The 13,258-nt window shown below is 59.4% G+C and carries 13 protein-coding genes; 5 read left to right on the forward strand and 8 right to left on the reverse strand.

Features of this window, described 5'->3' with window-relative positions:
• Positions 1-106: 106 nt before the first annotated feature.
• Positions 107-463 (reverse strand): hypothetical protein, encoded by a 357-nt coding sequence (locus N434_RS06335; RefSeq protein ID WP_286172135.1) that lies wholly within the window; start codon positions 461-463, stop codon positions 107-109.
• Between the two features lie 245 nt (positions 464-708).
• Between N434_RS06335 and N434_RS06340 the strand changes: the two genes are divergently transcribed.
• The 4 genes from N434_RS06340 (at position 709) to ppa (ending at position 6,162) form a co-directional block, all read left to right on the forward strand.
• The gene (locus tag N434_RS06340) at positions 709-2,769 is read left to right on the forward strand and encodes a M3 family metallopeptidase (RefSeq protein ID WP_110756863.1); all 2,061 of its coding nucleotides are present in this window, start codon (positions 709-711) and stop codon (positions 2,767-2,769) included.
• Positions 2,770-2,919: 150 nt separating this feature from the next.
• A complete protein-coding gene (gene typA / locus N434_RS06345; RefSeq protein ID WP_004443860.1) occupies positions 2,920-4,743 on the forward strand; it encodes a translational GTPase TypA in 1,824 nt (607 codons plus the stop codon).
• A gap of 212 nt (positions 4,744-4,955) precedes the next feature.
• A complete protein-coding gene (locus tag N434_RS06350; RefSeq protein WP_065114287.1) occupies positions 4,956-5,462 on the forward strand; it encodes a GNAT family N-acetyltransferase in 507 nt (168 codons plus the stop codon).
• Between the two features lie 166 nt (positions 5,463-5,628).
• Positions 5,629-6,162: an inorganic diphosphatase gene (gene ppa, locus N434_RS06355; RefSeq protein WP_004443856.1), complete on the forward strand. Its 534-nt coding sequence runs from the start codon at positions 5,629-5,631 to the stop codon at positions 6,160-6,162.
• 1 nt (position 6,163) lies between these two features.
• Here the strand turns inward: ppa and N434_RS25725 are convergent, their stop codons facing one another.
• Complete coding sequence (locus N434_RS25725; protein ID WP_174030566.1) at positions 6,164-6,475, reverse strand: DUF167 domain-containing protein; 312 nt, start codon at positions 6,473-6,475, stop codon at positions 6,164-6,166.
• Entirely contained in the window at positions 6,472-6,762 is a 291-nt protein-coding gene (locus N434_RS25730) for a YggT family protein (RefSeq protein WP_003523487.1), read from the reverse strand. The genes N434_RS25725 and N434_RS25730 overlap by 4 nt, the downstream gene beginning before the upstream one ends.
• 137 nt (positions 6,763-6,899) lie before the next feature.
• On the opposite strand from N434_RS25730, the gene N434_RS06365 reads away from it, so the two are divergent.
• Entirely contained in the window at positions 6,900-8,132 is a 1,233-nt protein-coding gene (locus tag N434_RS06365) for an MFS transporter (protein WP_065114285.1), read from the forward strand.
• Positions 8,133-8,144: 12 nt separating this feature from the next.
• Here the strand turns inward: N434_RS06365 and N434_RS06370 are convergent, their stop codons facing one another.
• The 5 genes from N434_RS06370 to N434_RS06390 all read right to left on the reverse strand — a co-directional run bounded on the left by N434_RS06370 (position 8,145) and on the right by N434_RS06390 (position 13,255).
• A complete protein-coding gene (locus N434_RS06370) occupies positions 8,145-8,876 on the reverse strand; it encodes a glutamine amidotransferase (protein ID WP_110756714.1) in 732 nt (243 codons plus the stop codon).
• Positions 8,866-9,354, reverse strand: coding sequence for a tellurite resistance TerB family protein (locus tag N434_RS06375; RefSeq protein WP_065114283.1), 489 nt, complete (start codon positions 9,352-9,354; stop codon positions 8,866-8,868). Before N434_RS06375 ends, N434_RS06370 begins: the two co-directional genes overlap by 11 nt.
• Positions 9,355-9,368: 14 nt before the next feature.
• Positions 9,369-10,985: a heme biosynthesis protein HemY gene (locus N434_RS06380; protein WP_110756716.1), complete on the reverse strand. Its 1,617-nt coding sequence runs from the start codon at positions 10,983-10,985 to the stop codon at positions 9,369-9,371.
• 4 nt (positions 10,986-10,989) lie between these two features.
• Positions 10,990-12,441, reverse strand: coding sequence for a COG4223 family protein (locus N434_RS06385; protein WP_110756718.1), 1,452 nt, complete (start codon positions 12,439-12,441; stop codon positions 10,990-10,992).
• A gap of 73 nt (positions 12,442-12,514) precedes the next feature.
• Positions 12,515-13,255, reverse strand: a complete 741-nt coding sequence (locus N434_RS06390; RefSeq protein WP_110756720.1) for a uroporphyrinogen-III synthase — start codon at positions 13,253-13,255, stop codon at positions 12,515-12,517.
• Positions 13,256-13,258 lie beyond the last annotated feature (3 nt).

The raw sequence follows: 13,258 nt of genomic DNA on the forward strand, positions 1-13,258 counted from the left end.
CTAAATTCCGGGCGATAATCAATGGTGCACAAATCATATTGTCGAAAATCGAGTAAAGTATTCGTCAGTTCGGTTGCGGGATGGCCGCCAGCATAGTCGATGATCATTACACCAAAGCAAAAAAAGACAGGACATCCTGCATTTTTTCCACTTCATCTGCGGTGCCGATGGAGCGGGCAATCTCGGCCCGGTCGGAAAAATAGGCGACGAAGTTGAAATCCGTATCGTCGGTCACTTCGGTTATATCGATCACCTCGCCATTGGCATTCAGCGTCTGCGTCGGCAGTTCGGACGAAAGCTCAAGCCACGTATCCTGGCTGATTTTCCCCATATCATAATATTCCCGGGCAATTTCCCGCAATTCGTGCGGGCTGACGCGGGTGAAGTCGATACGTTTTACAGTTTCCTCGAAGCCCGGACCTGCGTCGGATTTGGGAGCCTTGCCGAAATCGGCGCTGCCCACGGATCTGGCATTTCGGGAATTGTCCCTGAAAAGGAAATTATTAGAGGACCTTAAAGAATAAATCTCCATAATACATATCTCCATCATGGGATATTGTTTCAAGAAACCAGATCACGACACCATCGCTTCGGTCAATACTTTGCCGTGATGGTGATCGCATATTCCACACCAAATTACGGCGTATTGAATTGGTGGTGGAGGCGTGCCCATATGGGCTTAAACCGGAATTGTACAAGGAAGATGAAATGCCATCCAAGACCGCGCTTTATCCCGCACTCGTTCACTGGAACGGCCTCAATGGTCTGCCGAGATTCGATGCGGTCAAGGATGAGGATTTCGCGCCGGCTTTCGAGGCCGCACTTCTGTCCCATGAACAGGAAATCGATGCGATTGCCGGAAATACGCAGGCCCCGAGTTTCGAAAACACGGTGACCGCACTCGAAATCGCCGGCGATGATCTCTCGCGTATTTCGGCGCTGTTCTGGAACAGGGCGGGGGCCAATACCAATGGGGTGATCCAGACGCTTGAGCGGGAGATCGCGCCGAAAATGTCGCGGCATTATTCCAAGATCGGCATGAACGAAGCACTGTTCAAGCGCATCGATTCATTGTGGGAAAAGCGCGAGGCGCTCGGGCTGACGGGCGAGGAAAAGCGTGTTCTCGAACGGCACTGGAAGGGTTTCGTACGCTCTGGCGCAAAATTGCCGAAAGACCGGCAGGAGCGGCTTGCGGCGATCAATGAAGAGCTTGCCGGTCTCGGCGCCAAATTCGGGCAGAATGTGCTGGCGGACGAGAAGAACTGGAAGCTTCTGCTTTCCACGGAGGAGGAGCTGGCCGGCATTCCCGGTTTTCTGCGCGATGCAATGGCGGGTGCCGCCCGTGAGCATGGTGAGGACGGCAAATTCGCCGTCACGCTTTCGCGCTCCATCATCGAGCCCTTCCTGACCTTCTCCGAACGTCGCGATCTGCGCGAACAGGCATTCAAGGCCTGGGTGGCGCGCGGTGAGAATGGCGGCGAGACCGACAATCGCGAGATCGTCCAGCGCACGCTCGAACTGCGCGAGGAGAAGGCAAAACTTCTCGGATACGCCAATTTCGCCGCCTACAAGCTTGATGACACGATGGCAAAGACGCCCGATGCCGTGAACGGCCTTCTCGGTCAGGTCTGGGAAAAGGCCGTGCGCCGCGCGGGCGAGGAAGAGGCTGAACTTGCTGCCATCATTGCCGAGGAGGGCAGAAATCACGAGGTGCTGCCGTGGGACTGGCGCCACTATGCCGAAAAGCTGAGGGCACGGAAATTCAGCTTCTCGGAGGCGGAATTGAAGCCCTATCTGCAGCTGGAAAAGATCATCGAGGCCTGCTTCGATGTGGCCGGGCGGCTGTTTGGGGTTCGAGCGGTCGAGGTCAAGGGCGTTGCCGCCTATCACCCCGACGTGCGGGTTTTCGAAATCCGCGACGAAAAGGGCGGTCTGAAGGCCATGTTCCTCGGCGATTATTTCGCCCGCCCCTCCAAACGATCCGGTGCATGGATGAGTTCGTTCCAGTCGCAGCACAAGCTGCCCTTGAAGAACGGCACCGTCGGTGAAATTCCGATCATCTACAATGTCTGCAATTTCGCCAAACCGGCCGAGGGCAAACCGGCGCTGCTTTCGCTTGACGATGCGCGCACGCTGTTTCACGAATTCGGCCACGCGTTGCATGGCATGCTGTCTGATGTCACTTACCCTTCCGTTTCCGGAACGGGTGTCTCGCGTGATTTCGTCGAATTGCCGTCGCAGCTTTACGAACATTGGCTGACGGTGCCGGAAATTCTCGAAAAATACGCCCTGCATTATGACACGGGCGCGCCAATGCCGAAGGTGCTGCTGGACAAGGTTCTGGCCGCGCAGACCTTTAATGCCGGTTTCAGCACGGTGGAGTTCACCTCCTCGGCGATCGTCGACATGGCGTTCCACACGCGCGACAGCGTTGCCGATCCGATGGCCGTGCAAGGGGAGGTTCTGGCCGCGCTCCAGATGCCGAAGTCCATCGTCATGCGCCATGCGACACCGCATTTCCAGCATGTTTTCTCGGGCGACGGCTACTCCGCCGGCTATTATTCCTACATGTGGTCGGAAGTGCTGGACGCCGACGCCTTTTCGGCTTTCGAGGAAACCGGCGATGCCTTTGACGGCGAGATGGCGCGCCGGCTGAAGGACAATATCTATTCCGTCGGCGGCTCGATCGATCCCGAGGAGGCTTATCTCGCCTTTCGTGGCAAGATGCCGAGCCCGGATGCCATGCTTTCGAAGCGCGGTCTCCTATAAGAGACTGTCATAATTCTGAGCTAGAAGCTGGGCGCAGGGGGCTTATGACATGAGCCCCCCTTTCGCATTTGCAAAAAAAAGGTTATGAGCGCGCCAAACTAAATTGGCGTTTCTCATCAATATAGCGCCCAACCTCAGAGATTTTAAACAATGGCACTTCGCAACATCGCGATCATCGCGCACGTTGACCATGGAAAAACGACGCTTGTTGACGAGCTTCTGAAGCAATCCGGTTCGTTCCGTGAAAACCAGCGCGTGATGGAACGCGTGATGGATTCCAACGACATCGAAAAAGAGCGCGGCATCACCATTCTCGCCAAGGCGACCTCGATCGAGTGGAAAGATACCCGCATCAACATCGTCGACACCCCCGGCCACGCCGACTTCGGCGGTGAGGTCGAGCGTATCCTGTCGATGGTGGATGGCGCCATTGTTCTCGTCGACGCTGCCGAAGGCCCGATGCCGCAGACCAAGTTCGTGGTCGGCAAGGCGCTGAAGGTTGGTCTTCGCCCGATCGTTGCCATCAACAAGATCGACCGTCCGGATGCCCGCCACGAGGAAGTCGTCAACGAGGTGTTCGACCTCTTCGCGGCTCTCGACGCCACCGACGAGCAGCTCGACTTCCCGATCCTTTACGGTTCCGGCCGCTCCGGCTGGATGAACGTCAATCCGGAAGGCCCGACCGATGAGGGTCTTGCGCCGCTTCTCGATCTCGTCGTCAAGCACGTGCCCGAGCCCAAGGTCGAAGAAGGCCCGTTCCGCATGATCGGCACGATCCTTGAAGCCAACAACTTCCTCGGCCGCATCATCACCGGCCGTATCGCTTCCGGTTCGATCAAGCCGAACCAGGCGGTCAAGGTTCTCGGCCAGGACGGCAAGCTGATCGAAAACGGTCGTATCTCGAAGATCCTCGCTTTCCGCGGCATTGAGCGCACCTCCATCGAGGAAGCCCATGCGGGCGATATCGTCGCCATCGCCGGTCTCTCCAAGGGCACCGTCGCCGATACTTTCTGTGATCCCGCCGTCATGGAACCCATGCAGGCGCAGCCGATCGATCCGCCGACCGTCACCATGTCCTTCATCGTCAACGATTCGCCGCTTGCCGGCACCGAAGGCGACAAGGTCACGAGCCGCGTCATTCGCGACCGTCTGTTCAAGGAAGCCGAAGGCAACGTTGCGCTGAAGATCGAGGAATCCGCCGACAAGGATTCGTTCTTCGTGTCTGGCCGCGGCGAATTGCAGCTGGCGGTTCTGATCGAAAACATGCGCCGCGAAGGCTTCGAACTTGCCGTGTCGCGTCCGCGCGTTGTCATGCACAAGGATGAAAACGGCCAGCTGATGGAGCCGGTCGAAGAAGTCGTGATCGACGTGGATGAGGAACATTCCGGCGTCGTCGTTCAGAAGATGTCTGAGCGCAAGGCCGAGATGGTCGAGCTTCGTCCTTCGGGTGGCAACCGCGTCCGTCTGGTCTTCTTCGCGCCGACCCGCGGCCTGATCGGTTACCAGTCGGAACTTCTGACCGACACGCGCGGCACGGCCGTGATGAACCGTCTGTTCCACGACTACCAGCCTTACAAGGGTGAGATCGGCGGCCGCGTCAACGGCGTTCTGCTGTCGAACGAGTCGGGCGAAGCCGTTGCCTATGCCCTGTTCAACCTTGAAGATCGCGGCCCGATGATCATCGACGCCGGCGAAAAGGTTTATGCGGGCATGATCATCGGCATTCACAGCCGTGACAACGACCTCGACGTGAACGTGCTGAAGGGCAAGAAGCTGACCAACATCCGCGCCGCCGGCAAGGATGAGGCCGTGAAGCTCACGCCGCCGATCAAGTTCACGCTGGAGCGCGCGCTGTCCTGGATCCAGGATGACGAGCTCGTTGAAGTCACGCCGAAGTCGATCCGTCTTCGCAAGCTCTACCTCGACCCGAACGACCGCAAGCGCTTCGAAAAGGCAAAGCTTGCCGCCAGCTGATCGGTTCGATCCCTGCTTTCGAAAAACCCGGCTTCGCGCCGGGTTTTTTTATGCATTCGTTTTTATGTGTGCATGAGTCGAAAGGCGCTTGTGCCGAAGGTTAAGGATGCGTTAATTTTTATCGGTCGTCCACATGAATAGGCTGTGGGTAAGCTCGCCGGCGTTAACCTTTATGACTGGCAAGTTTCCGTGGCCGGGGCCAGAATCGCGTTATGAAAACGTTATCCATCGATGTTCGCCGTGCCGAGCCGCATGATGCGCGCGCCATTTCCGAGGCGCACCGCCTGTCGTGGCAACAGGCCTATGCGGGGCTTATACCGCACAGGCCGTTGACGCAGATGCTGGAGCGTCGTGGCGAGATTTGGTGGAAGAAGGCGACCAAGGGTTCCGCAACCATGCTGGTGGTGGAGGTGGCCGGTGTGGTCGCCGGATACGCGACGCTTGGCCTCAGCCGGGCGCGTGGGCTGCCGCATGACGGCGAGATCTACGAACTTTATCTTCGCCCGGAATATCAGGGTATCGGTCTTGGCTCGCTGCTGTTTACGGAAGCGCGCAGGCTGCTGACCTCGCTTGGCTGCAACGGCATTGTTGTCTGGTGCCTCGAGGACAGCGATGTCGCCAATCGGTTTTTCCGCTCGCATGGCGGCCGCGATATTGCCGAGGGCATGGAGGATTTCGACGGCACTTCGCTGCGCAAGGTCGGTTTTGTCTGGAACTGACGAGAGCGTCCGGTGGATTTCACGCCGTTTTCTTTTCGTGGCGGCCATGCGCAATTGCGATAGCCTCAAATCCTGCATTCTGCCTTATCCGCCCAAAGCCATGTTGCAATGCGGCGACTTTCCCAGTATCGAAAACCAAATCCAACCCGTCGAATGAGGGAAGCGAATGCGTATCGATGCAATTTCCGTAGGCAAGAATCCGCCGGAAGACGTAAATGTTATCGTTGAAGTGCCGGTCGGTGGCCATCCGATCAAGTACGAGATGGACAAGGATGCCGGTGCGCTGATCGTCGATCGCTTCCTCTACACGCCGATGACCTATCCGGGTAACTATGGTTTCGTGCCGCATACCCTGTCGGACGATGGTGATCCGATCGACGTTCTCATCTGCAACACCCGCCCGCTGGTTCCCGGCTGTGTGATCAATGTCCGCCCCATCGGCGTGATGATCATGGAAGATGATGGCGGCAAGGACGAGAAGATTCTCGCCGTGCCGGTTCCGAAGCTGACGCGCCGCTACGACAAGGTCAATAATTACACCGACCTGCCGGAAATCACGCTGAAGCAGATCGAGCATTTCTTCGAGCACTACAAGGATCTGGAACCCGGCAAGTGGGTGAAGATGGGCGGCTGGCAGGATGTCGACGTTGCCAAGAAGCTGATCGTCGAAGCCATCGAGCGCTACAAGGCGCAGGGCTGATCTAGTTTTCGAGCTTTTTAAACAGCTCTTCGAAATCCTCCGGGTCGGTATCGATCCGGAGGATTTTTTTGCGCGCTGTTTCGCCTGAAACGAAGCCGATGGAGGATTTGGGTAGCCCAAGTTTTTTCGCCAGCAAAACAATAAGGGCCTTGTTTGCCTTGCCGCCTTCCGGCACGGCGCTGACACGGGCTTTCAGATGGCTATTCCCGTCCGCATCCTGTTCCACGCCGTCAATGGCGTCCCGCCCGCCATTCGGGGTGAGGCGAACGGACAGGCGGATATGACCGCTGTGCTTCTGCCAGCAACCGCTCACGCGACCATCGGGTAAAGCGTATTCCACATGAAGGAGCGGATGAAGAAGATGATCAAGAGCACGATGATCGGCGAAATATCGATACCGCCGAGATTGGGCAGAATGCGGCGGATGGGGCGCAGAACCGGTTCCGTGACATTGAACAGAAAGCTGCCGATGGCATTCACGAACTGGTTGCGGGAATTGATGACGTTGAAGGCATAAAGCCAGGAAAAAATGGCGCTGGCGATCAGCACCCAGGTGTAGAGGTTCAAGGCCAGATCGATGGTCTGAAACAGGGCAAGCATCAATATCTCCGTATCTTGGTTGCAAGACATTTAGACATTGACGCGCGAACCGGCAAGTGTTGCGCCAATATGGCTGGCGATTCTTGTCATATCGCTCTATTGCAAACATCTCATATTGTCTCGCGAGCACCCAGCCGATGTCCCTGCCTTCTGCCGAAAACCGCTTCGGCGCATTCCGGCATAGTTCCTATCGCCGTTTCTTCAGCGCCCGGTTTTTCTCGGCCTTCGCCATCCAGATCGTCAGCGTCTCCGTTGGCTGGCAGATGTATGAGGTGACCGGTAATGCCTTTTATCTCGGCCTGATCGGTCTTTTCCAGTTCCTGCCATCGCTGCTTCTGATCCTCGTCACCGGAACGGTTGCCGATCGGCACAATCGCCGGCGCATCATGGCCATATGCCTGCTGATCGCCGCGCTGTGTGCCGTGGCTCTTCTGGGTCTTACGCTGGCGCACCGTTTTTCCCCCTGGCCGGTCTTCGCCATTCTCGTCGTCTTTGGCATTGAGCGGGCCTTCATGGGGCCGGCGGTTCAGTCGCTGGCGCCCAATCTCGTGCCTGTCGAGGATTTGCCGAACGCGATCGCCTGGAATTCCTCTTCCTGGCAGATGGCATCCATTCTCGGCCCCGTTGCCGGTGGCTTGCTTTATGGCCTTGGCGCTTCTGTCGCCTATAGCGTGGCATTCGTGCTCTTTATCGTATCGGCGATACTGGCGGTGACAATCCGCAAGCCGGAGCAGCGCGGCCCGGCGAAAGCCATCAGCCTTGAAACCATGCTCGCCGGGTTCAAGTTCATCTCGCAGGAAAAAATCGTCCTCGGTGCGATCTCGCTCGATCTTTTTGCAGTCCTGCTGGGTGGCGCCGTTGCGTTGATGCCTATTTTCGCGAAGGAGGTGCTGACGCTGGGGCCATGGGGGCTCGGGCTTCTGCGCGCCGCACCCGGCATCGGGGCCATCACCGTTGCGGTCATTCTGGCGTTTAAGCCCATCCGCCATCATGCCGGCCTGCTGATGTTCGTTGGTGTCGGTCTCTTCGGCATTTCCACCGTGGTGTTCGGGCTTTCGGAAACGGCCTGGCTGTCCATCGCGGCGCTGGTGGTCATGGGCGCGTCAGACATGGTGTCGGTGTATGTGCGCGAAACCCTGATTGCGCTCTGGACGCCGGATGAGGTGCGCGGGCGTGTGAATGCGGTGAACATGGTGTTCGTCGGAGCCTCCAATGAGCTGGGCGAGTTCCGTGCCGGCACCATGGCTCATGTTGTGGGGGCCGTTCCGGCAGTCGTCATCGGCGGAGCCGGTACGCTTGCCGTGGCGGTCATCTGGGCGCTCGGTTTCTCCAAGCTGCGCAAGATCGACAATCTGGACGCGCCGCGCTGACGGCGACGGGCTTCAGCGCTGCGCCTTGCCCTCAAAAACCAGATCGAGAAAATTGCCGAGCCATGCCCTGAGCGGCGTGTCGAACAGCATGCGGCCTTCCAGATGCTGGCTGCCGACCTGCGCATTGGGCATGCCGAAACGCTGCGCGCCGCGAACCACCCAGCTGTGCATCATGGCGCGGGTCAGTTCTGCGTGAAACTGCAGGCCCCAGGCATTTTTTCCATAGCGATAGGCCTGATTGGGATAGGTTTCGCCCGAGGCCAGAAGTTCGGCTCCGTGCGGCAAATCGAAGCCTTCGCGGTGGAAATGATAGACCATCTTCGGCCAGTGCGGCATCAGAAGTCGCCCATGTTCGGTGGGATGGAGCGGATACCAGCCGATTTCCACCTTGCCCTCCCTGTCGGCCTCGACCTTGCCGCCCAGATGTTTGGACAGCATCTGCGCGCCGAGACAGATGCCGAGAAAAGGCTTGTTCTCCTTCAGCGGCACCTTCAGCCAGTCGATTTCGGCTTTGACGTAGTCATGAGAATCGTTGGCGCTCATCGGGCCGCCAAAGATGATGGCGCCCGCGTGTTTCTCGAGCGTTTGCGGCAGGTCGTCGCCGAGTGCGGGCCGTCTTATATCCAGACGATACCCCTTTTCCACCAGCATCTGGCCGACGCGGCCGGGCGTGGAACGTTCCTGATGCAGGACGATGAGCAGCGAAGGTTGTTCTTTCTGTTGCCTGGAAGGGTCAAACAGCATCGTCTTCGTTTTCGCTTTCTTCAGCGGGCCCGGACCTCGTGGCGGCCTGCTGACGTTGCAGAACCCTGTCGCGCACAGAAACACCGAGCAGATCGGCAACACGCCAGATCACATGGTCTTCCATTTCGCTTCGTTCGCCGTCAGCGTAAACAATATCCCATAATATGCCAATAAGCTCCACGCGCTGATCTTCGTCGAGATGACGGCGTATATCGGTGGTGAAGCGGTAATAATCGACGGCTTCCTTGCCAGCCTCCTGACCGGCGTCAAGAAGCGCATCCAGCTTGCCGGAATCGAGATGATAATAGTCCTGCAGGATTTCACGCAGCCGGTCACGCTCGCTTTTCGAGACAGTGCCGTCCGCTTCCATCACCTGAAAACAGAGGGCGGCCACCGCCACCCTCAGATCATCAGGGCTGAAATCATCCGCATGCGGACCGACGAGGTTCTGAATAAACGACTGAATCCGGTTGAGCATCGATATCCTGTTGGTCAGAAGAGTTTGAGCCGGGTCTTGGGTTCGGCTTCCGCGCCGGGTTTCTTGACGCCGGGATCATCCGGTGCGCCGCCAAAAAAGGGTACGGCCTCCGCCTTTTCATCCGCAGCTTCGGTTTCAACCGGCGCTTCGATCGTAACGGGTTTTTTCTCCTTGGGAACCGCTACGGTCGGCGCCACCTCTATCGGTGTGGCGGGAGCGGGCTTCGGCTCCGTGCGAGGCTCGGGAGCAGCTTCAACGACGATTGTTTTCGCAACCGGTTCGGCCCTTGCGGGTGCGGCGGCAATCGCATTTTCGATTGTCAGGTCTTCGACGGGACCTTCGAGCTGGCCAAAAGGCGCTTTCCATTCGAAGGCATCGAGACGGCCCGTGACGGGCGAAACCGGCAGCCATTTCTCAGAGACGATGCCATCGGCCACCCAGGCCGGATCGCGCGGCGCGCGCAGCGCCTGCGCCATCCAGTAGCGAACCCGGCCCTGATCGCCGGTTTCCGCTTCCTCAATATCGGCCATCAGCAGGAAGATGCTCTCGCGCGGCTCGATCCGGGCTGCGGCTTCAGCCTTGGCCCGCGCCTTGGCGAATTCCTTTGCGTCGAGTGCTGCCTGCGCGACGGCGAACAGGGATTCGATATTGTTGGGTTTCAGGCTCTCGAGCCGCTCGGCGCGTTTCAGCCGGTCGATGGCGGTATCGCCGCTGCGGGCGCGGACATAAAGTTCGGCGATCTGCGGATGTGGATCGTTTTTCCACACGGGCTCCAGAACCGTGGCGGCCTTGCGCAGATTGTCTTCGCGCAAATAGGACCTTGCCGCGATCAGAGCTGCCGGGACCAAGCTTTTTGCGAGCTTCAGAGCGTGCTTGGCATCCTCGCGCGCACCGACAGGATCGCTTTCCAGCTTTTCGCCGGCCTTGGCGGTGAGAAGCACGGCTTTCAGGCGTTCCGCTTCGCCGCGTTCGATGACGCTGGCCGCCTTCTGCTGGTCCAGCAGACGGATCGCGTCATCCCATTGTCCGTTGCGACAACGATTTTCCAGCGTCGCCTGTGCTGCCCAGGGCAGATAGGGGGCTTTTTCCGCCGCGTCCTCGGCATATTGCTGGGCGGCCTCATAAGCGCCCTGACGACGGGCTTCGATGTAAAGGCCGCGAAGGCCAAGCTCGCGGGTCTCGGGATCGCGGGCCATGGCTTCGAACTTGCGGCGCGCCTCGTCATATTTGCCTTCGATGAGATCGGCCTGCGCATCGAGGAGGTGGATCAGTGGTTCCTGGTCGGCGCTGAGCAATCCTTGCGTGCGGGCCGTCATCTTGCGGGCGAGGATGGCATTGCCGGCCCCGGCGGCGATGAGGCCGGTGGAGAGCGCCTGATAACCGCGGTCGCGCTTGCGGGCACGGAAATAACGGCGGGCGGCATTGGGTGAGGTCCAGATGGCGTTGACAATCCACCAGACCAGCATGACGGCCGCAACCAGTGCTGCGATGATGGAGGCGGCGACCATCAGGCTCATTTCGATCAGCTGGCCCTGCCAGACGATGGAAAGCACGCCCGGCCGGTCTGCCAGCCAGGAGAAGCCGAAACCGAGCGCCAGAACGAGAAGGGCGAAAGTCAGAATTCTGGTCATGCCCTTACCCCTGTCTGCCGGTGCTGGTGATGGCGCGGTTCAACGTGCCGCCCACCAGATTTTCGACCTCGATGCGTGCATCCAGAGATTTTTTATAGTCGGCGGACGCTGTTTGGGCAGCCTCGGGAAGCCCGTTCCATTCAAGTGCCGCGCCCTGCAGATCGCCGTTGCGCAGCTTGTTTTCCATGCGCGCGATCATGGCGTCAGGCGTCTCACCCTCGATATTTCCGACCGGGCGCACCTTTACCAGCGAAAAGGCGCTTTCCGTCAGGCGCTCCATGATGCCCTGATTGGGGTCGGGCTGATTGATGGCCGACAGCATCGCATTGGCGACATCAGGGAATTTCTGCATCAGTTCGGAACGTGACGGCACGCCGGTTGCGGCGAAGGATTGCAGCGATGCGATGGCCGGATCGTCGGGCGTGACCTTGGAGAGCGTGTCGAGTTCCGTGAGGAACGGACCGCCGCGATCGATCGCGGCCTTCAGCGCGGCCGAGGCGATGGCGCGGGCGACTTCGATATCGTCGCGCGGTTCGTTGATCTTGGTTTCCGCATCGGCGAGGCGGCGCGTCAGTTCCGCTGTTGCCGATGCCTGCGCGGATCGTTCCGACTGCAGCGCGGTTTCCAGCGCGGCGACTTTTTCCGCAAGCCCATCCACCTGCGGGGCCTCACCCTTTGCGCCTTCGAGCGTCGCGATGCGCTGTTCCAGTGCCGAAGTGTCCGCCGTCGGGGCATTGGCGAGTTGCTGCCGCAGGCTGGCGATATCGGTTTTCAATGTGGCGATCTCATCGCTTCCGGCTTTTCCGGGATTGGAGGAAGGCAGTATACCGGCATATTGCATGCTGCCGGCGGCGGCGAGGGCGATGAGGCCGCCGACGATACCGGCTGCGATCAGGCCCGAGGTTGCCGCCTGTTTGCGCTCCGCCTGCGGTGGTGCGGACGGTTTGGCCGGCCCTGAAGACGGGGTCGTGGCCGATGGTTTCGCGGCAGAGGCGTTGCCGGATGTGCCGGCGGAGGCTGTGGCGCCAAAAGCCGGTTTCGACGCCGCAGCAGCAGTCGCGGCGGCGCTCGCTCCGGCTGTATCCGCCGTCGGTTTTGCATCGGCTTTGGGCGGAACAGGAACCGACGAGACCGGCTCCTTCTGCTTGTCCCCGGTGCTTTCAGCCTTCGGTCCGGCGGCTGCGGAGTCCGCTTTGCCGACATTGGGCTCGGGCTCGATAGGGGTTTTCTTCGGCTGATCCCAGACGGGCGCGGGATTGCCCGTTGCGACTGCTTCAGGCTTTGTTTCCGGAGCGCCCGGTTTTACAGGTGACGCCGGCGTTTTGTCATCGGGCTTTTCATCCGTCCCGGCAGCGTCCCCTTCGGCGGAAATTGCTTTCACGTCTTTTGCGTCCAGGTCGATTGTGACCGGTTCGGCTTTGGACTTGGAGTGGCGTGGCGGCTTTCCCGATACCATGACAACCTCATTTCTGCCTGCAGTAATCTAAACCTAGTCAGTGACGGCGGCAAAGGAAAGGGGCGAACGCCAATTAGGTTCCAGAGTTCTGGCGCAGAAGTTCGAACATCGCCGCCTCGCTCGGCTCTTCGGCGGCGATGGCCTTTGAGCGGAAGATTTCCGGAACCAGAGAAAGCACATTGCGGCTGATGCAGATGAACTGGACCGCCGCCAGCGCCCTCACATATTTTTCCGCCGACGCATGGCGGAAAAAGGCCCGTGCCGACTCCGAGGAGTAGAGCAGGACTACATCGGCAGCGGTGTCGAGAAGGGCCGTTTCAAGCATGTTTTCGGAGATGTCCGAGGGCAGCATCTCGTAGCAGTCGACCGTTCTGAAGGGAATGCCCGCTGCGGCAAGACCTTCCTCGAAGACGGAGCCACGTGGCCTGCCGGCGAGATAGAGCAGGGGTTGTTCCTCGGAAAAAAAGGCGCGGTGCTCCGTCACCAGTGCAGTCAGACCGAGCGCATCTCCTGACGCGGTGAATATCTGCCCGAATCCGGCTTTTTCCGCTGCCTGCGCCGTTGCTCCGCCGACCGCAAAAAGCGGTTTCGAAAGATGCGGGGCCAGTCGCTCTCCGAATGTGTCCAGTGCCCGTACCGCCTCTGCGCTGGTTACCGCGATAGCCGCCAGCGGACCGGAGAGCGCCGAGATGGCGCGTTCGCCATGATGGACGGGATGAAACAGCGGAAGAAGCACCGGCTCATGGCCGAGCGCTTCAAGCTTTGCGGCCGTCCTTTCGCCCGAACGCTGCGGCCGGGTGACGACGATCCGCACCGG

The organism is Rhizobium sp. UGM030330-04 (assembly GCF_003208455.1).
GTDB lineage: Bacteria > Pseudomonadota > Alphaproteobacteria > Rhizobiales > Rhizobiaceae > Agrobacterium > Agrobacterium rhizogenes_A.

Coding starts and splice junctions, on each gene's coding strand:
- N434_RS06340 (WP_110756863.1), top strand. CDS start 709: ATGCCATCCAAGACCGCGCTTTATCCCGCACTCGTTCACTGGAACGGC.
- typA (WP_004443860.1), top strand. CDS start 2,920: ATGGCACTTCGCAACATCGCGATCATCGCGCACGTTGACCATGGAAAA.
- N434_RS06350 (WP_065114287.1), top strand. CDS start 4,956: ATGAAAACGTTATCCATCGATGTTCGCCGTGCCGAGCCGCATGATGCG.
- ppa (WP_004443856.1), top strand. CDS start 5,629: ATGCGTATCGATGCAATTTCCGTAGGCAAGAATCCGCCGGAAGACGTA.
- N434_RS25730 (WP_003523487.1), bottom strand. CDS start 6,762: ATGCTTGCCCTGTTTCAGACCATCGATCTGGCCTTGAACCTCTACACC.
- N434_RS06365 (WP_065114285.1), top strand. CDS start 6,900: ATGTCCCTGCCTTCTGCCGAAAACCGCTTCGGCGCATTCCGGCATAGT.
- N434_RS06370 (WP_110756714.1), bottom strand. CDS start 8,876: ATGCTGTTTGACCCTTCCAGGCAACAGAAAGAACAACCTTCGCTGCTC.
- N434_RS06375 (WP_065114283.1), bottom strand. CDS start 9,354: ATGCTCAACCGGATTCAGTCGTTTATTCAGAACCTCGTCGGTCCGCAT.
- N434_RS06380 (WP_110756716.1), bottom strand. CDS start 10,985: ATGACCAGAATTCTGACTTTCGCCCTTCTCGTTCTGGCGCTCGGTTTC.
- N434_RS06385 (WP_110756718.1), bottom strand. CDS start 12,441: ATGGTATCGGGAAAGCCGCCACGCCACTCCAAGTCCAAAGCCGAACCG.